The organism is Opitutaceae bacterium, from assembly GCA_041395105.1.
Classification (GTDB): domain Bacteria; phylum Verrucomicrobiota; class Verrucomicrobiia; order Opitutales; family Opitutaceae; genus B12-G4.
Window position 1 is genome coordinate 268303 of record JAWLBB010000001.1, and the last position, 16622, is coordinate 284924.

The 16622-nt window shown below is 60.4% G+C and carries 17 protein-coding genes; all 17 read right to left on the reverse strand.

The annotated features are described in order from the left end of the window. Window positions 1-81: 81 nt before the first annotated feature. Window positions 82-1662 (reverse strand): cellulase family glycosylhydrolase, encoded by a 1581-nt coding sequence (locus tag R3F07_01155; protein MEZ5274968.1) that lies wholly within the window; start codon window positions 1660-1662, stop codon window positions 82-84. A gap of 127 nt (window positions 1663-1789) precedes the next feature. Then, on the reverse strand, window positions 1790-3565 hold the full coding sequence (locus R3F07_01160; GenBank protein MEZ5274969.1) for a Na(+)/H(+) antiporter subunit D: 1776 nt from the start codon (window positions 3563-3565) through the stop codon (window positions 1790-1792). After that, the gene (locus R3F07_01165; GenBank protein MEZ5274970.1) at window positions 3558-3905 is read right to left on the reverse strand and encodes a hypothetical protein; all 348 of its coding nucleotides are present in this window, start codon (window positions 3903-3905) and stop codon (window positions 3558-3560) included. Before R3F07_01165 ends, R3F07_01160 begins: the two co-directional genes overlap by 8 nt. Before the next feature lie 5 nt (window positions 3906-3910). Beyond that, window positions 3911-4069 (reverse strand): hypothetical protein, encoded by a 159-nt coding sequence (locus tag R3F07_01170; protein ID MEZ5274971.1) that lies wholly within the window; start codon window positions 4067-4069, stop codon window positions 3911-3913. A gap of 1 nt (window position 4070) precedes the next feature. After that, on the reverse strand, window positions 4071-5555 hold the full coding sequence (locus R3F07_01175) for a monovalent cation/H+ antiporter subunit D family protein (GenBank protein ID MEZ5274972.1): 1485 nt from the start codon (window positions 5553-5555) through the stop codon (window positions 4071-4073). Between the two features lies 1 nt (window position 5556). Next, window positions 5557-7086, reverse strand: coding sequence for a proton-conducting transporter membrane subunit (locus R3F07_01180; GenBank protein ID MEZ5274973.1), 1530 nt, complete (start codon window positions 7084-7086; stop codon window positions 5557-5559). Further along, window positions 7079-7612 carry a cation:proton antiporter subunit C gene (locus tag R3F07_01185; protein MEZ5274974.1) on the reverse strand — a complete coding sequence of 178 codons (534 nt, stop codon included), beginning with the start codon at window positions 7610-7612 and terminating at the stop codon, window positions 7079-7081. The genes R3F07_01180 and R3F07_01185 overlap by 8 nt, the downstream gene beginning before the upstream one ends. Before the next feature lie 3 nt (window positions 7613-7615). After that, window positions 7616-8368 carry a hydrogen gas-evolving membrane-bound hydrogenase subunit E gene (gene mbhE, locus R3F07_01190; GenBank protein MEZ5274975.1) on the reverse strand — a complete coding sequence of 251 codons (753 nt, stop codon included), beginning with the start codon at window positions 8366-8368 and terminating at the stop codon, window positions 7616-7618. Next, the gene (locus R3F07_01195; protein MEZ5274976.1) at window positions 8365-8610 is read right to left on the reverse strand and encodes a hydrogenase subunit MbhD domain-containing protein; all 246 of its coding nucleotides are present in this window, start codon (window positions 8608-8610) and stop codon (window positions 8365-8367) included. Before R3F07_01195 ends, mbhE begins: the two co-directional genes overlap by 4 nt. Further along, window positions 8607-8951 carry a monovalent cation/H(+) antiporter subunit G gene (gene mnhG, locus R3F07_01200; GenBank protein ID MEZ5274977.1) on the reverse strand — a complete coding sequence of 115 codons (345 nt, stop codon included), beginning with the start codon at window positions 8949-8951 and terminating at the stop codon, window positions 8607-8609. The genes R3F07_01195 and mnhG overlap by 4 nt, the downstream gene beginning before the upstream one ends. Continuing rightward, complete coding sequence (locus tag R3F07_01205) at window positions 8948-9253, reverse strand: monovalent cation/H+ antiporter complex subunit F (GenBank protein ID MEZ5274978.1); 306 nt, start codon at window positions 9251-9253, stop codon at window positions 8948-8950. The genes mnhG and R3F07_01205 overlap by 4 nt, the downstream gene beginning before the upstream one ends. Further along, the gene (locus R3F07_01210) at window positions 9250-9744 is read right to left on the reverse strand and encodes a Na+/H+ antiporter subunit E (GenBank protein ID MEZ5274979.1); all 495 of its coding nucleotides are present in this window, start codon (window positions 9742-9744) and stop codon (window positions 9250-9252) included. The genes R3F07_01205 and R3F07_01210 overlap by 4 nt, the downstream gene beginning before the upstream one ends. 252 nt (window positions 9745-9996) lie before the next feature. Continuing rightward, the gene (locus tag R3F07_01215) at window positions 9997-11811 is read right to left on the reverse strand and encodes a hypothetical protein (GenBank protein ID MEZ5274980.1); all 1815 of its coding nucleotides are present in this window, start codon (window positions 11809-11811) and stop codon (window positions 9997-9999) included. 365 nt (window positions 11812-12176) lie between these two features. Further along, complete coding sequence (gene atpC / locus R3F07_01220) at window positions 12177-12587, reverse strand: ATP synthase F1 subunit epsilon (protein MEZ5274981.1); 411 nt, start codon at window positions 12585-12587, stop codon at window positions 12177-12179. 34 nt (window positions 12588-12621) lie between these two features. Next, the gene (gene atpD, locus R3F07_01225) at window positions 12622-14049 is read right to left on the reverse strand and encodes a F0F1 ATP synthase subunit beta (GenBank protein MEZ5274982.1); all 1428 of its coding nucleotides are present in this window, start codon (window positions 14047-14049) and stop codon (window positions 12622-12624) included. Between the two features lie 23 nt (window positions 14050-14072). Then, window positions 14073-14957 carry an ATP synthase F1 subunit gamma gene (gene atpG / locus R3F07_01230; GenBank protein ID MEZ5274983.1) on the reverse strand — a complete coding sequence of 295 codons (885 nt, stop codon included), beginning with the start codon at window positions 14955-14957 and terminating at the stop codon, window positions 14073-14075. 99 nt (window positions 14958-15056) lie between these two features. Next, complete coding sequence (gene atpA, locus R3F07_01235; GenBank protein MEZ5274984.1) at window positions 15057-16592, reverse strand: F0F1 ATP synthase subunit alpha; 1536 nt, start codon at window positions 16590-16592, stop codon at window positions 15057-15059. Window positions 16593-16622: the final 30 nt, after the last annotated feature.

The window sequence follows — 16622 nt, forward strand, 5'->3', positions numbered from 1 at the left end:
ACGAAGCCCCAACCGAAATCAACCCACTCCGGTGCAGGATCCCGGGGCCGGATCTGGGTTCGGGTCCAGCTTTCAGGTCGTTCAACCCGACGGGTTTTCCCGATGCCCGGCGAACTCCTGGAGCAGATCCATCATTTCCCGGTCAAGAAGGCCCCCCTCAACCGTTTCATAAACCACGTCATCCCGGTCGCTGTTCATTGGACCGAAACTGCCCCGGAAATTCCACATCGACCAGCCGAAGCCCGCAATGGTGTAGTTTTCGAGGACATCCCGCAACCAGGCGATGACCACCGGATGCGGAGTCCGGTTGTAGACTCCAAATTCGCCCACCATCACCCCGACCCCCTGCGCCTCGAGATCCTTCCACTCCTGGAGATGGCGCTCCCAGAGATCCGCCCGATCTCCTCCGCCTGCCGTGAGCGACGGTCCGGCTTCATCAACCCCCCAAGTCAGGACAAAATCCTGCCGCGACCCCCAGTCCCCAGCCCCGGGCTGCAAAACCGCCTCGGGGCCGTCGGGTTCGACTTCCCGGATCCCCACTTGCGCCAGCGTCAACCAGTCACCCTCCGTATTTTGTATCCTAATTTCCGATACGCCGGCCGGAACGTCGATCAGGTAGTCCCGGTTGTAGGTGTTTTGATAGAGCCCCCATTCTTCCTTGTAGACGACGGTTTCCCACTCCCCTTCACCCGGCCCTGGTTCGAAGACACGGTCGAAAAGGGTTGCCTCATCCCCTGACACGACCAGCCGTGCGCGGTCCGAGACCACGGCGACCCGGATGCGCAGGGAAACCGGACGCTCAAAGGGTCCCGCGATGACCATCGCGCTCCGGAATTCCGGTTTCTCGGGACCATAGAGATAGGTGCTGACGCCGTTTCCCGGCCAGTAAGGGACGGGCCAGCTGGAGGATCCGTCGACCCAGTCCGCCTGGTAATGCGTCAGATTGAACGGTTCATAGCCGTGCTTGGACTGTGCGACCCGGAGCGGAATCAGTTCCGGAACCGACCGGGTGGCGAAGTCCAGACCGTCCGCGATGATCAGGCGGTCGGGATCTTCCTCCCGGATGGCGTCGGCCAGGATCTTGACGACCGCCGCATACTGGGTGCCGGTCAGCATTCCGGCCGGTTCATTCAGGAGGTTGAAGCTCAGGCGTGAATTGGGGATGCCCCGGTATCGCTCGGCGAACATCCGCCAATGGGCCGCCGCCGCCGCCTGGGTGGCCGGGTCGGTCCAGAGGCTGGTGGATTCGGCCGGTGAAGCCACCGTATAGCCGGGAATCCGGTGGAGGTTGAGGTCGATATGGATTCCGTACTCTCCGCCCCAGGCGACCGCCTGGTCGATCTCGGCCAGAATCGCCTCGTCAAAGGCCAGCCAGTCGCCGCCCTTGATATAGGTCCGGTAATCCATCGGCAGCCGGGCGAAATTGAACCCGTAGGCCGCCATCATCCGGAAGTCCTCCTCCTTGTAGGGTCCGTTGCTCCAATCCAGGTGGAACTTCTCCAGAAGATTGAAGCCGTGCCAGGCCGGCAGCCTGTCCCAGCTCGCCTCGGGCAGAGCCGGTGGATCGGCCCGTGCAGCCCCGGCGACCAGACTCAGTGCGACCCAAAAGAAGAGGAGACCCGGGCCGGCATTTCCTGATGAAGATGCATTGGGGTTCGCCATTGACATCCGCCGAGTTTGACCGGCTCAAGGACCCGGATCAACCGAATTGATCGTCGTGACTTCCGTATCGGGCGGACAACTCCGCAGCGGGCATCGGCGTCCTGCAGCAGCCGCTCCCCGGCGGTTATCAAAGGACGATCAGGACCCCCATCAGCAAAGCCGCCAGGACAGCGGTCGCGCCGATTGGAAAGGTACTGCCCCGGGCATTGAGCAGGAGAAGGTTCCGACGCTTCTCGATCTCGGCCTCATTCCGCCCCCCGATCGTCCAATAGACCTTCATCAACCGGGCCCAAATCCGGATCGGACCGATCCTGGCGTTCGCGCTCAGACGACCGACCAGGCCGTCGACCACGATTCTTTGGGTCCACGTATTGAGTCCGTTGAGCAGGCGGGCGGCCAGGTTGTAGAAGAGCACTCCGCCCTTTCGATAGAACCAATCCGCATCCAGGTTGATGGCCCGTTTTTCAGACGGGTAGTAGCCGGAGAGAAGAAGCAGGGTAAAGGCGAGGGCGGAGAAGAGTAGCAGCAGGAACTGGCCATTGACGTGCCCGAAGGTATACGGGTTGTAGTCGGTCGGGAACGGCAAGAGACCGTAGAGTACCTTGTATCCGGATACAGGGAACGCCAGAAAGATGCACAGGAAGGCGGCGATCGACATCGCGACCAGCATATTGGTCGGCGCTTCCTTCACCCGGATACCCGAATCGTGTGAGAAGAAGGCGAAAAACGGGATCTTGATACCGGCATGGTGAAAGACACCGGCCGAGGCGAAAAGCAAAGCCAACCAGACAATGGTATGGTGGTTTTCGGCGGCGGCGGTCATGACCATCGACTTGCTCACGAAACCGCTGAAGAGGGGAAAGGCCGAAATGGAGGCGGCGCCAATGCAGCAGAAAATACAGGTCAGGGGCATTGAGCGGAAGAGACCGCCCAGTTCAGTTGCCTTCGATTTGCCGGTCTGGTGGATGACCGCGCCGATCGACATGAAAAGCAGTGCTTTGTAAAGGATGTGGCAATAGGCGTGCGCGGCGGTTCCGTTCAGCGAGAGTGCGGTGCCGACCCCGATGCCCACCATCATGAAACCGACCTGGTTGATCAGGCTGTAGGCAAGGACCCGGCGAAGATCATTCTCGATAACGGCATAGAAAATCGGGAAGAGCGCCATGGCCGTCCCGATCCAGAGGAGGGCGGACTCACCCGGAAAGCCGCGGGCCAACACATATACCGCGGTCTTCGTGGTGAAGGTGGCCATGAAAACCGTGCCCCCGATGCTGGCCTCCGGATACGCATCGGGCAACCAGGCATGGAGGAAGGGCCAGGCGCAGTTCACACCGAATCCGACAAAAATGAGAATGCCGGACCAACCGCCCAGCCCGACAAAGTTGAACGCGGTGGTGCCGTTCTCGGCAATGTGGAGAACAATGCCCGCAAGAAGAATAAGGCCGCCGGTCACGTGGACCAGCAGGTAACGGAAGGCCGCTCTCTTTGAGGCATCCTTTCGCCGGGCCAGGGTAAGCCCGACGGCACAGAGGGTCAGCAACTCCCAGAAAATGAAGAGCGTCAGCAGATCGCCCGCAAACACGACCCCCAGTGAACTCCCCGCATAGACCATGGCCGACATGTACTCCAGGTCGTCGCGGGTATGCAGGATATAGATGAAACCGATGATCGTGATCAGCGAAAAGATGTTGCCGAAGATCAGGGTGAATCGATCGATCCGACCGAAGACCAGGTCGAAATCGAGAAACTGGACAGTCCAGAACATCCCCTCGCTCAATCCCAGAACATTGATGAATCCGAGGACGGGCAGGGCGACGAGGTAAACCGATTTCACCTTCCCCTTGAGGAAGGGAATCAGAAGGGCTCCCAGGATCAGGATGAATGCTGGAGGCAGATCAATCACGGTGCTTGGAGGGATGATCGTAGTAATCCTCGGGCCGGATCACGACTGGTCGGAGAAGGTATTTGGACACCATTACGAGCAGGACACAGGAAACGAAACCATACGCCGCATAGAACCCGATCACGTTCTCCCAACGGTAGTGGGCTTCCTTGTCTGCCAGGCCGAAGAAAAAGAAGAGCTCGAGGGCGACGAAGAAGGCACAGGCGGCATAGAGACACTTCAGGATCAGGCTCACGTTCTCGAAGAGACGGGTGAATCCGCGGCGAAAGAGGATGATCCACTGACGGGTCTCCTCGGAAGGGGCCGGGGTGGCCGGCGGTCTGCTCTCGTTCGAAGTCATCGTTATCAGTGGTGAGTGGAGGCGCCGGTGCCCATCAGGACGGCGAGGACGAGGACAAGGGACGTCACGGCAAGAACGACCCAGAAGCCGGTGCGAAAACCGGGCTGTGCCTCGTGACGGAGTTCCTGCAATTCCTCGTTCGGGTTGTGCTTGGCTGGGGTCATCTCAGGGATTGAAGAGTTGATTGGACATCATGCTGGCCAGATCGAAGAAAGGGGCCGGCCAGAAGAACAGGATGATCGTGCAAAGGGAGGTGATGGACAAGGCGGCCACACAATACCTGTTGGATTCCTCGATGCCGTCAGGAAATGCCGATTCGCCGGGTTTGCAGAAGAAAGCCTTGAAGACAATGGGGAAGAAATAAGCGGCGTTGAGCAGGGAACTGACGAGATAGACCACGGTATAGAGGAACTGGTCGGTTTCGATCGTTCCCCAGACCAGGTAAAGTTTGCTCCAGAAGCCACCGGCCAGGGGGAGGCCGACCACGCTCAGCGACCCGATGAAGAACGCGATCATTGTGATCGGCATGCGCTTCCCGATCCCGACCATCTCCGAGACGTACTTTTTCCCGGTGGCAACATAGATGGCTCCGGCGCAGAAGAAGAGGGTGATCTTGCCGAAAGCGTGCATGCCGACATGCATCATGCTTCCGGTCATGCCTTTCGGGGCAAGCAGGGCTGCCCCGAGAATGATGTAGGCCAATTGGCCGATGGTGGAGAAGGCCAGCCGACGCTTGAGGTTGTCCTGACTCAGGGCAATCAACGAGGAGGTGATCACGGTGAAGGCAGCAATCCCGGCAACGACGGTGCCGAGTCCAAGATCCCTGAGCATGTCGACCCCGAAGACCCCGGTGATCACGCGGAGGATGCAGAAGACACCGACCTTGACCACGGCCACGGCATGTAGAAGTGCGCTGACCGGGGTCGGGGCGACCATGGCGCCCGGAAGCCAGGAGTGGAAGGGCATGAGGCCGCTTTTGGCAAAACCGAAGACCAGGAGCAGCAGCACGACCAATGCTTCGGTCTGGGTGAAGTCCCCGGCCAGAAAACCGGTGCTGGAAAAGTCCATGTTCCCACCGGTGCGGATATAGCAGAAGACAAGGGCCGGCAGCACGAACCCGATCGATGTTCCCATCAGGTAGGTCAGGTAGGTCCGGCCGCCCGTGCGTGCCTCCTTGTCCTGATGGTGGGCGACCAGTGGGTAGGTCGAAAGCGACAGCATCTCGTAGAAGAGATACAGGGTGAAGAGATTGGCCGAGAAGGCCACGCCGAGAGTGGCGGAGAGGGCGACAGCAAAGAAGGCGAAGAAACGGGTCTGCGAGTGCTCCTTCAACGATCGCATATAGCCGACCGAATAGACCGAGGTGATTATCCAGAGCGAAGAGGCCACCAGGGCGAAGAGCATGCCGAAGGCGTCGACCCGAAACTCTATGGCCAGGCTCGGCAGGATCCGCCAGATGGTGAACTCGATCTGCTGGCCGTTCCAGATGACGGGGAACATGGCGAGAACGAGGCCCAGCTTGATGAAACCGGCCAGGAAGGTGAAAAACTCCCGACGATTGGGGGAGCGTCCGCTCAGCACAATCGGGATGACCGCGAGGAGCGAGACCAGGCACGCCCAGAGAGGAAGGCTGCTTCGGACGGTCTCCATCTCAGCTTTGACCTCCGATAATCGCGAAGGGGCGAAGGGTGGTTTCGATCCATCCGACGATCGGCTGGTTGAAGATACCGATCAGCAGAAGGGCGCCGGCCGTTGTCCAGAGGGCCGCCGACTGGATGAAGGGGGTCGCTGCAGCGGGTTCCCCTTCCTCATCCCCTTCCTCGTGGTGACCTGTGTGGGCATTCTCCGGACCGGTTCTGAAGAAGGCGTTCTCGATGATGCGGAAGAACAGGATGATATTGATCAGACTCGAAAGAAGCAGGGCGATGACGAACTCCCAGTGCCCCGATTCGATTCCACCGCGGATCAGGTAGAACTTGCTGAAGAATCCGCAGGTCGGAGGGATGCCGATCATGGAAAGCGCCCCCAGGATGAAGGCGGCCATGGTGTAGGGTCTGCGCTTGAACATTCCCTTGAAGCCGGTGAGTGCATCCGACTCCCTGAAGAGAATCCCGGCGGCCAGGAACATGCACAGGGTCATGAAGGCGTCGCTGACGATATGGTAGATCGCGCCGACCATCCCATAGTGATTGGCCAGCCAGGCTCCACCCACCATATAACCGACTTCGGCAATGATCAGGTAGGAGAGCATCCGCCTGAGACCGGTCTGTGCCAGGGCAAGAAACGATGCCACTACAATGTCGACCACGGCCAGCCAGACGACAAGATGGGACCACGGCAAGGCACCGAAGACGAGGTCGGGACCAAACACGTTGAGCATCATGCGGATCATGACGTAGATCGCCACCTTGGTGACAAGGGGGGCGAGCAGGCAGGCGCTGGTCGATGGAGCGTTTGAATACACGTTGGGCAGCCACCCGTGCAGCGGGAAGAACGCCATCTTGATCCAGACCCCGATCAGGATCAGGATGAAGGCGACCTGGATGATCTTCGAAGCAGCCAGATCCTGGCCGACGATGATCTGATGGATGTCGGCCATGTTGAGGCTGCCGGTTCTGATATAGAGATAACCGACACCCAGCAGGTAGAAGGACGCACCGACCGTCCCCATGATGATGTAATTGAAGGCCGACATGGCGGCCCGGCGTTTCCTCCCGATCGCAACCAGCGCGTATCCGGTCAGAGAAGCCACCTCGAGGAGCACATAGAGATTGAAGGCATCACCGGCCAGGCTCATGCCGATCAGGCCCGCGGTGGAGAGAAGAAAGAGAGCGTAGTAAAGCGGGACCTTGCCCTCGAACTCCTCCTCGATCAGCCCCGTCGAATAAAGGGCAGTGATCAGGGCGACGGCGGGCGCCACCATCGCGACCAGACCATTGATCGAGTCGATCCGGATCTGGATGCCGATGCCCAGCGGGCTCGACCAACCACCCAGGAAATACTGGACTTCCCCATACTGCAGCACCTCCCGGAAGGTGGTGACCGCGCAGGCCAGGGAGCCCACCAGGGCAATCAGCACGACCGGAAGGCAGATCTGCCTTTTCCACGGTCCGGCCAGGCTGACAAGGACCGCTCCGAAAAGCGGGAAAAGCAGGATGAGAATCGGCGCTTGGTCAGCCATCGCTGTTGCGGATCTGTTCCAGGATTTCATCCTCTTCGATGGAACGAAACTGGAGGAAGATGACTTGGACTACGGCAAGGCCGACCCCGAGAGTGGCCACGCCGACGACGATGGCGGTGAGCATCAACACGTGAGGCAACGGGTTGGTGATGGCATCGGCCACCGGATCCGCGGCGGGTGCGTTCGCGCCACCCACTGCAGCCGCTGCCGATTCGTCGTGTTCGTGCTCCGGAATTGGATCGGGTGCGTTCACGTCGGCTTCGTGGCTCCCGGCCCCCTCGCCCGGCGTGACGGCCTGATGGGTGGCGTCGTGCCTGGCGTGATGTTGGATGATGGGAAGATCCGCACCCTCCTTCACCCCCAGCGAGACATAAAAGAGGATGATCGCCGTCTGGAAGATGGACATCCCGATCAGCTTCTTGATCAGGTTCTTCTTGGTGATCATGGCGAAGAGCCCGATCATCATCAGCACGACGTAAATCCAGTAGTTGAGCCGGGCCAGAACAAGGTCGAAGAGATCGGTCATCACCTAAAGCCCCCCCTCTTCCCGTCCCTGGGACGACAAGAATGCATAGAGGCCGAACATGATGGCGGAAACCGTGAAGGCCACGCCGATTTCGACCCCGAGCATGGCGTGGGATCGCGCCATGATCGAATCGGTTGCCGGAAGAATGCGGTGAAGGATTCCGTAATCGAGAAAGTTCTCGCCCAGAAAAAGACTCAGTGCACCGACGCCCGCATAGATGAACACCCCTGTGCAGGCCAGGATCACGATCTTTCGAACGGAGGTTCGTTTGAGCGCGACCGGCAGGCTTCGCGCGATGGACCAGAGAATCAGGCTGGAGCCCAGGATCACCCCGCCCTGGAATCCGCCACCAGGGCTGTGATGTCCGTGGGCGATCACGTAAAGGGCGAACAGCTGCATGATCGGAATGACCAGCTTGCAGGTCTGGACGACGATCAGGTTGCCCTTCGGATCGTCCTCATTCGGTGAGCGACGGACCCCTTTTTGCCCGGGCCTTCCGAGGATGGCAAATACGGCCAGGCCGGCGCTGAAGATGACGACGGTTTCGAAGAGGGTGTCAAATCCGCGGAAGTCGGCCAGGACCGAGGTCACCAGGTTGGGCACCGCGGTGAGTTCCATCGAATGATGGATATAGAAACGGGATATCGCACTCGCGTTGGCCGGCGAATGAGGGTCCGCCCAGGCCGGAAAATCCTCGACCACAGAAAGCAGCAACCCTCCGGTGAAGAGGACGGCAATAAAGGCGAGTGCTTTCAATCCGAAGAATCCCTCCGCGTGTTGAATACGGTGGCCACCAGGAAAACCGTGCTGACCCCGGCCCCGACCGTTGCCTCGGTGAAGGCGACATCGACGGCTTCCATCTCGGCCCAGAGGAGGCAGATGAGAAAGCTGTAGATTCCGAAAACGACCGCCGCCGCCAGGAGATCCTTGACCCGGAGGGTGATGATGGCCGTCACCACCAGCAGTATCAGGATGGCAAAATCAAAGGGGGTGATCACGCGTCCTCCTTGGTTTTCAAATCGGGACCCTGGTAGGGCACGATGCCTTCTTCGTAACCGGCCCGCATCAGGGCATGGGTGCTGGCGGGACTGGTGAGCATGATGAAGAGCGAGATTCCCAGGATTTTGGCGGCGACGAGGGATGTCCCCAGGGTCACTTCCGCCTGGAGGGCGAAGAGCGCGAAGCCGATCAGCATCAAGGCGGTCGAAAGGGTATCGCCTTTGCCGGCGGCGTGCATCCGGGTGTAGAAATCGGGAAATCGAATCAGGCCGATCACGCACCCGGAAAAAAAGAGGAGGCCGACCAACATGAACGGCACCGCGATCATCTGCAGTATCATGAGAGTTCCTTTTCCACGCCCTCGGGCAGTTGAGACCGGTTCCTCATCCGGTGGAAATAGCGAGCCACCGCCAGTGAACCGATGAAATTGAGCAGGGCATAGGCAATGGCGAAATCGACGAACATCTCAATCCGCCCGAAAATGGCACCAATGACGACAAGCAGGACCGCGGTCTTGGTTCCGATCACATTGGCGGCCACGATCCGGTCGATCGAAGTCGGCCCGGTCACCACCCGGTAGAGCACCGGAAGCATCAGCAGGAAAAGGAACATCCCGACCAACCTGAGGGTCAGGTCCATCATAGCTTCAGGTCGGGCTCCCAGACCGCGGCAATGCGCTTCTCCATCTCGCCCTCCAGGCCCAGGGCGGTGTATTCGCTGATGGCGTGCACAAAGAACTCGTCGCCATCAATCCGGATCGTGACCGTGCCGGGGGTGAGGGTGATCGAACTGGCGAAAACGAACTTCGCGAAGTCCGTCTTCAGGTGGGTCTTGAAGCGGACCACCTGCGGCCTGAGGTCGCCGATTCCGGCCGGGCGCAGGGCGATCCGAAGCACGTAGAGATTGGCCAGGAAGATCTGGTAGAGCAGCCAGAGGCTGTAACCCGGGAGGCGCGCGAATTGCCGGATCCGGTTGCCCGAGGTCACGCTGCGATCCTCAAAGAGGAAATCGGAAGAAAGCCAGGTGACGAGACCGCAGGAGATGATGCCGAGGGTCAGATGAAATGCGTCAAACAGACCCGAGAGAACGAGCCACAGCAAAAAGAGCAGGCAGAACGTAAGGATCCGATACATCAGAAAAGGGCGGACTCATCCCGCGACTCGCCTTGACCAGGCGGCCCGGTGCGAATTCGGGCGGACACTAACGGAAGTCCGTCAAGCGCATCAAGGAAAACTACCATGAGGCCGGAGCAAATCGCCCGCCGTGCGGGCATGAATGAATCATCGGCTCCGGCCGTGCGGGACGCCCTGCCTCAAAACCCGGAGATCCCGGCGTTATCCAGGACCCCGGGCCGTTCATCCGGACCAGGGTCATTCCCTCTCCAGTCAGGGCGCCGGTTTCGGTTCGGTCTTTTTCTTGAGGAAGCCACCGAGGACGTTTTTGGCCGTGTCCTCAAGGCTTTCACCTTCCTTGCCGGTCTCGATGCCGAGCTTGCGGGATGCTTCGTCCTGAAGCCGACGGACCGCCTCCTGCTGGCCGGCGTCGACGAGGGCTTTCTGGAAGGCGGACGAATCGACCTTGACCGACGGATTGTCGATCGGACCACGCACGGCGACCGGAACAGTCAGGGAAGCCACCGCTGTCGTGGTTCCCCCAATACTCAGACTGGTGTTCCTGAAGGTGACCGAGAGCGGGAGGTTGGAATCCACCGTGCTGAGGGTTCCGCTCGTGGTCACGTCCATGGTGCCTCCGGAAAGCGGCGGGGTTCCACCCACTTTCAGCTGGCCGACAATGCGGTCCACCGGAAGGCCCCGGTAGGCCAGTTTGAGCGGATTCCCGGTCCCACCCGCCATCGAACCAATGGTCAGATCCAGATCAAAGGTGTTCCCTGAGGAAACCACCCGGACCCTCGGGGGTTCCGCGACGAGGCCGGGGTTGGTTGACAGGTTCGTACCGTCGATCGCCAGGGTCTCTCCGGGAAACCGGTCGGTCTTCAGCCGGCCGACCGTCAGCTCGCGAACCAGAAGGATCGGGCTGCCCTCGATCAGATGCAGCGCACGGACGTTCGCGTAACCAAGAGACCGCGCCCGGGCTTCCAGCTGTTCCCGATAACCGGGCTCGCCCGGCGTGTTCGCCTTCTCATCTCCGCTTCCCCCCAGGATGTCCATCCACTTCCTCGCCTGGGAGAGTCGATCTTTCCAGACTTCCGCGTCTTCGAGCACCTGCTCAAGATCATCCATGTCCGGCAGCTTGACCTTGTCACCCGCAGGTTTCGGGCGGGGACCGATCAATTGCCCGGGCAGCTTTCTCTTCTCACCGCTCGAGGCATCATCGATGACCACTCGATCCAACACCATCCGCTTGCGGAGGGCATCGGAGAGGTTGATGTCCGCTGTGACCTGATCTGCCCGGAAAACGTCGGTTCCCAGGCTCTTCGGATCGGCGAGAGCCAGACCGGTCACCGTGAGTCGGCTCGCCGTCGGATCCAGTTCTGCGGATGCCAGATCCACCGTCGCTCCGTTTGCCTTTTCCAGCCCCGTTCGCAGGGCTGCCGTCACGATCGGCCCCTGGAAGAACTGCAGGCCGACAACGATCACCACGACCATGAGGACGACCATGACCACCCCGATCAGGCGAATCGGATTGCCGACCTTCTTCGCCAGGAGCTCATCATAGGACTTCTTCTTCTTGCCGCCGACAAAGATGAAGGTCGCGATCCTGACCGATTTTCTTGCGTTCCACTTCTGGAAGCCTTCCGAACCGGCTTCCATCCGGGCAAGCTGCCTGCGGAATCGACTCAGCGAAGCAGCCAGAGCCCATCCCGCGGCGATGCCGACAAAAAGTCCGATCAACTGGCCACCGGCCACGACATAAAAATCGAAGCCAAAGAAGGCGAGGACCGGGGCATTCACGATCGGCCGGAACAGGCCCTCGGTCGGTCCGTCCAGCAGAAACCGCCCCAGGGCAAAGGTTACCGGCGTCAGGAGGAAGGCGAGAAGCTTGGCCCCGGCTCCGACCAGGGCCGCCACAAAGAGGTTCGCATTGAGGACCGCGAGGATGAAGAACCAGAAAAGGAGGAGCCCGGGCGCCTGGGAAAACCCGGGGATGAACGCGATGAGAACGCCGAGCAGACCGGCGGAAAAGACCTGGAACGGGGTGGCTTTGCCCCGGATGAGTTTGCCAATGCGTCGAGTGATCATGGAGTCATCTGGGTTGGGTCAAATGGGTTGGGACGCGACCGCGAGGAACGGAATCCCCTGAGGCAGAGTGGATAAATTCCCGGATCGAGTCCAGTCCCCTCGCCTATCGGCAGAATCCGGGTCGAACCGAAACCGATCCGTCCGGCGATCACCCCGCTGCAGAAACCCGGCTCATTCGACCGTCGGGCGGAGAGGCCTGACCATTGCCGCACAAATCCTGCAGGGAAGGCTTTTCGCTTCGATCTCCTGCCGCTCAACTGCCGGGTCGAGGCAGGATGACTCACCCACAGGCAGGACACCCCCTGTGTCCTGCGTTGCCGTCGTTCCTTCCAGATCAATTCATCCGGACCAACTTCACGGAGAAACTACCGGCGACGGCGCGCCTTGGTGGCCAGCTGGGCCATGGCGTAGCGCATGGCACCTTCGAGCTGGTCGACCTCGGCCGCATTCAGGCTGGACTGATCCTTCAGCGCCTCGCGGGCGCGGTTCAGGGCAGCCTCCACCGCAGTTTCATCGATCTGATCTTCCTCGATCGCCGATTCGGCGAGGACGGAAACCCGATCACCTTCGATACGGGCAAATCCCCGACCGACCACGAGTCGCTCGGTCCGGTCCTCCGACGTGACCTGCAATTCACCGGGATCAAGTTCCGTCACCAACGGGATATGTCCCGGAAGGATGCTGATCTCACCCGAGGTGGTCGACAGAACCACCGAATCGATGGTCTGCTCATAGACCTTCCTTTGCGGGGTGACGATTTCGAGGACGAGCGGCATGGTGAGGAGTGAATTGGGAGAGGAATCTTGCGGATCAGACGGCCGCCGTCTTGGAAGCCTGGATCGCTTCGTCGATTCCGCCCTTCATGTAGAAGTCGTTCTCCGGGATATCGTCGAGTTCCCCGTTGAGGATCATCTTGAAGCCCCTGATCGTGTCCGCCACAGGGACGATCTTGCCGGCGGTGCCGGTGAAGACTTCGGCCACGTTGAAGGGCTGGGAGAGGAAGCGCTGGATTTTCCGTGCGCGGTAGACGGCCAGTTTGTCTTCCGGCGAGAGTTCGTCGAGGCCGAGAATGGCAATGATGTCCTGAAGATCCTTGTAGCGTTGCAGCACCCTCTGGACACCGCGGGCCACGTCGTAGTGCTCCTGGCCGACGATGGAGGGCTCAAGCGCCTTGGAGGACGAGGCCAACGGATCGACGGCAGGGTAAATGCCCAACTCGGCGATGGAACGCTCGAGCACGATGGTCGAGTCGAGGTGGGCGAAGGTATTGGCCGGGGCCGGGTCGGTCAAATCGTCCGCCGGCACATAGACCGCCTGGAAGGAGGTGATCGAACCCTTCTTGGTCGAGGTGATGCGTTCCTGGAGCACGCCCATTTCCTGGGCGAGGGTCGGCTGATAACCGACGGCCGAGGGGGAGCGTCCCAACAAGGCGGATACTTCGGAGCCGGCCTGGGAAAAACGGAAGATGTTGTCGATGAAGAGGAGGACGTCCTGGTTCTTCTCGTCGCGGAAATACTCGGCCATGGCCAAGCCGGTCAGGCCGACCCGCATGCGGGCACCCGGGGGCTCATTCATCTGGCCGTAGACGAGGGCGACCTTGGAATTCTCGATGTTCTTCTGATCGATGACCCCGGACTCGCTCATTTCGTGGTAGAGGTCGTTTCCTTCGCGGGAACGCTCTCCGACTCCGGCGAACACGGAGTAACCGCCGTGGGTCTTGGCGATATTGTTGATCAGCTCCATGATGACGACGGTCTTGCCGACGCCGGCTCCACCGAAGGCACCGACCTTGCCGCCCTTGATGAACGGGCAGATCAGGTCGATGACCTTGATTCCGGTCTCGAGAATATCGGCCCCGGTATCCTGGTCGACAAGGGAGGGTGCGGGACGGTGAATCGGATAACGCTTCTCATGCTTGACCGGACCGCGCTCGTCGACCGGATCGCCGGTCACGTTGAGGATGCGGCCGAGAACGCCTTCGCCGACCGGCACCGAAATGGGCGACCCGGTATCCTGAACATCCATTCCCCGGACCAGACCCTCGGTTGAGGACATCGCGATGGCGCGGACGCGCCCGTCGCCGAGATGCTGCTGGATCTCGAGGGTCAGGGTTGTCTCCACACCCGACGGTTTGAAAGTGACGGTCAGGGCCTGGTAGATGGCCGGCATGTTCGCCTGGTCAAACTGCACGTCGACCACCGGGCCGATGATCTCAACGATCTTTCCTATGTTGCTCATGTGCTCTGGTTCCAAAGAGGAGGTCAATTGGCCGCCGTCGCAGCCGCGATTTCGAGAATTTCCTGGGTGATGGCCGCCTGGCGCGCCTTGTTGTATTCGAGAGTGAGGTCGTCGAGCAACTTGCTCGCATTATCCTTGGCCGTCTTCATCGCGACCATCCGGGCGCTGTGCTCCGAAGCCTTGGCATTGAGGGCGAACTGGTGGAGCTCCCGGTTGACGTAAAGGGGCAGGATCGAGTTGAGGAGGGCCCGGAGATCGGGCTCAAAGAGCATATGCCGGTCGTCGGAGGGGAATTCCTTGACTTCCTTCCCGCGGGAAACCGCTTTGCGCAGGTTCCGGATCATCTCCTTGAGATCAGGCAGCGGCAGCAACTGCACCCGGACCGGCTCCTGGACCAGGGTATTGATGAACCGCGGATAGAGAACCTCGAGAGTGTCGATCTCCCCGTCGAGGAATTGCTGGGCCATGAACTCGGCCACGACCAGGACATCACGGAAATGGACCGAATCATCGATTGAGAAATCGGCGATGAGGGGACGCTTGGTCCGGCCGAGAAACTGGGTGCTCTTGCGGCCGACACTGACGAATTTCGCCGGCTCCTTGATCTCGGCGATCATGCGGAAGAGATTCGAATTGAGGGGGCCGCAGAGCCCCTTGTCGGTCGACAGAACGAGAATGCCGCGGGTCTTGATTTCTCTCGGCTGAAGAAGCGGATGACTGAACTCCGAGAGACGGCTGGAAACAGAAGCGAGGATGTCGGCCAGCAGGTAGGCGTATTCGCGACCGGCGACCGCCATGTCCTGCGCCTTCTTCATCTTGGACGCAGCGACCAGCTCCATCGCCTTGGTGATCTGGCGGGTGTTCTTGACCGATTTGATTCGGCGTCGGATGTCGCGGGTGCTGGGCATGGTGGAAGGAGGACTTAAGGACTGCGATCAGGGAACGGTCGGCATTCGCTCTGGTTGTCCGGATTCAGCTCACTCTTGATTTCTAATTCGCGTTTTGCGCTACGCGGAAAACGTGGCCTTCCATTCGTCGAGGGCCTTCTTGAGCTCGGCGGCGAGCTCGTCGTTGACGGCGGCGGCCTGGAGAAGGCTGTTGAGAAGGGTCTGTTTGCGGGCTCCGAGGAATTCCCGCAGGCTGGTGGCGGCTTCGGCGACCTTCGAGGAGTCGATCGCGTCGAAATACTGATTCTGCATGCCCCAGAGAACGGCGGCCTGCATCTCGATCGCGATCGGATCGAAGGCCGGCTGCTTGAAGAGCTCCACGATGCGCTGACCCCGGTCGAGCTGGGCCTTGGTCCGGGCATCGAGGTCGGAACCGAACTGGGCAAACGCGGCCAGTTCGCGGAACTGGGCCAATTCGCCCTTCAACTTGCCCGCGACCTGCTTGGTCATCTTCATCTGGGCGGCCGATCCCACCCGGGAGACCGAGAGACCGACCGAGATGGCCGGACGGGTGCCCTGGTTGAAGAGATCGGTTTCGAGGAAGATCTGACCGTCGGTGATCGAAATCACGTTGGTCGGGATATAGGCGGACACGTCGCCGGCCTGGGTCTCGATGATCGGCAGGGCGGTCAGGGAGCCGTTTCCGTTTTCCTTGTTCAGTCGGGCGGAGCGCTCGAGCAACCGGGAGTGCAGATAGAAGACATCACCCGGATAGGCCTCACGACCGGACGGTCGCTTCAGGATCAGCGAAATCTGACGGTAGGCGACCGCGTGCTTGGAGAGGTCGTCATAGACGACCAGGGCATCCATGCCGTTCTGCATGAACCACTCCCCCATGGCCGCCCCGGAATAAGGTGCCAGGTATTGATTTGTCGGATTGTCGGCCGCGGACGCACCGATGATGGTGGTGAACTCCATGGCGCCTTCCTTTTCCAGAGCGTCGACGGTCCGGGCGATGTTGGAGTTTTTCTGACCGACAGCCACGTAGATCGAGTAGACCGGGCGGAAGTTCTTGTCCCCGGAGGCAAGACCGGCCCGGTTGATGCGGGACTGATTGATGATCGTATCGATCGCGATGGTCGTCTTGCCGGTGCCACGGTCGCCGATGATCAGTTCGCGCTGGCCGCGACCGATCGGGATCATCGAATCGATCGACATGATGCCGGTCAGGAGCGGCTGGCTGACGGATTGGCGGACGATGATGCCCGGAGCGATCTTTTCAACCGGATAGAACTCCTCCGATTCGATCGGTCCCTTGCCGTCGATCGGATTGCCGATGGCGTCGACGACCCGTCCGAGCAGGTTGCGGCCGACCGGGACGGAGAGCAGGCGGCCGGTCGTCCTGGCCTCGTCTCCTTCCTTCAAGCCGGAGACATCGCCGAGAACGATGCAGCCCACTTCGTCCTCTTCGAGATTCAGCGCGATCCCGACGGTGCCGTCGTAGAACTCGATCATCTCGTTGTACATCGCATCCGAGAGGCCGTCGATCCGGGCGACCCCGTCGGCGACGGCGAGGATCTTGCCGGTGTTCTTCTTGACCGTGCCACTCTGGATCTTGGCGATCTGCTGTTCAATCTGTTCGATTATGGTGCTCATTGCCCTGCAAATGGGAGGATTCGTTAAGTC

Bases quoted from the DNA above. Each gene is read 5' to 3' on its own strand.
- R3F07_01155 (MEZ5274968.1), bottom strand. From the start codon at position 1,662: ATGGCGAACCCCAATGCATCTTCATCAGGAAATGCCGGCCCGGGTCTC.
- R3F07_01165 (MEZ5274970.1), bottom strand. From the start codon at position 3,905: ATGACTTCGAACGAGAGCAGACCGCCGGCCACCCCGGCCCCTTCCGAG.
- R3F07_01170 (MEZ5274971.1), bottom strand. From the start codon at position 4,069: ATGACCCCAGCCAAGCACAACCCGAACGAGGAATTGCAGGAACTCCGT.
- R3F07_01175 (MEZ5274972.1), bottom strand. From the start codon at position 5,555: ATGGAGACCGTCCGAAGCAGCCTTCCTCTCTGGGCGTGCCTGGTCTCG.
- R3F07_01180 (MEZ5274973.1), bottom strand. From the start codon at position 7,086: ATGGCTGACCAAGCGCCGATTCTCATCCTGCTTTTCCCGCTTTTCGGA.
- R3F07_01185 (MEZ5274974.1), bottom strand. From the start codon at position 7,612: ATGACCGATCTCTTCGACCTTGTTCTGGCCCGGCTCAACTACTGGATT.
- mnhG (MEZ5274977.1), bottom strand. From the start codon at position 8,951: ATGATACTGCAGATGATCGCGGTGCCGTTCATGTTGGTCGGCCTCCTC.
- R3F07_01205 (MEZ5274978.1), bottom strand. From the start codon at position 9,253: ATGATGGACCTGACCCTCAGGTTGGTCGGGATGTTCCTTTTCCTGCTG.
- R3F07_01210 (MEZ5274979.1), bottom strand. From the start codon at position 9,744: ATGTATCGGATCCTTACGTTCTGCCTGCTCTTTTTGCTGTGGCTCGTT.
- R3F07_01215 (MEZ5274980.1), bottom strand. From the start codon at position 11,811: ATGATCACTCGACGCATTGGCAAACTCATCCGGGGCAAAGCCACCCCG.
- atpC (MEZ5274981.1), bottom strand. From the start codon at position 12,587: ATGCCGCTCGTCCTCGAAATCGTCACCCCGCAAAGGAAGGTCTATGAG.
- atpD (MEZ5274982.1), bottom strand. From the start codon at position 14,049: ATGAGCAACATAGGAAAGATCGTTGAGATCATCGGCCCGGTGGTCGAC.
- atpG (MEZ5274983.1), bottom strand. From the start codon at position 14,957: ATGCCCAGCACCCGCGACATCCGACGCCGAATCAAATCGGTCAAGAAC.
- atpA (MEZ5274984.1), bottom strand. From the start codon at position 16,592: ATGAGCACCATAATCGAACAGATTGAACAGCAGATCGCCAAGATCCAG.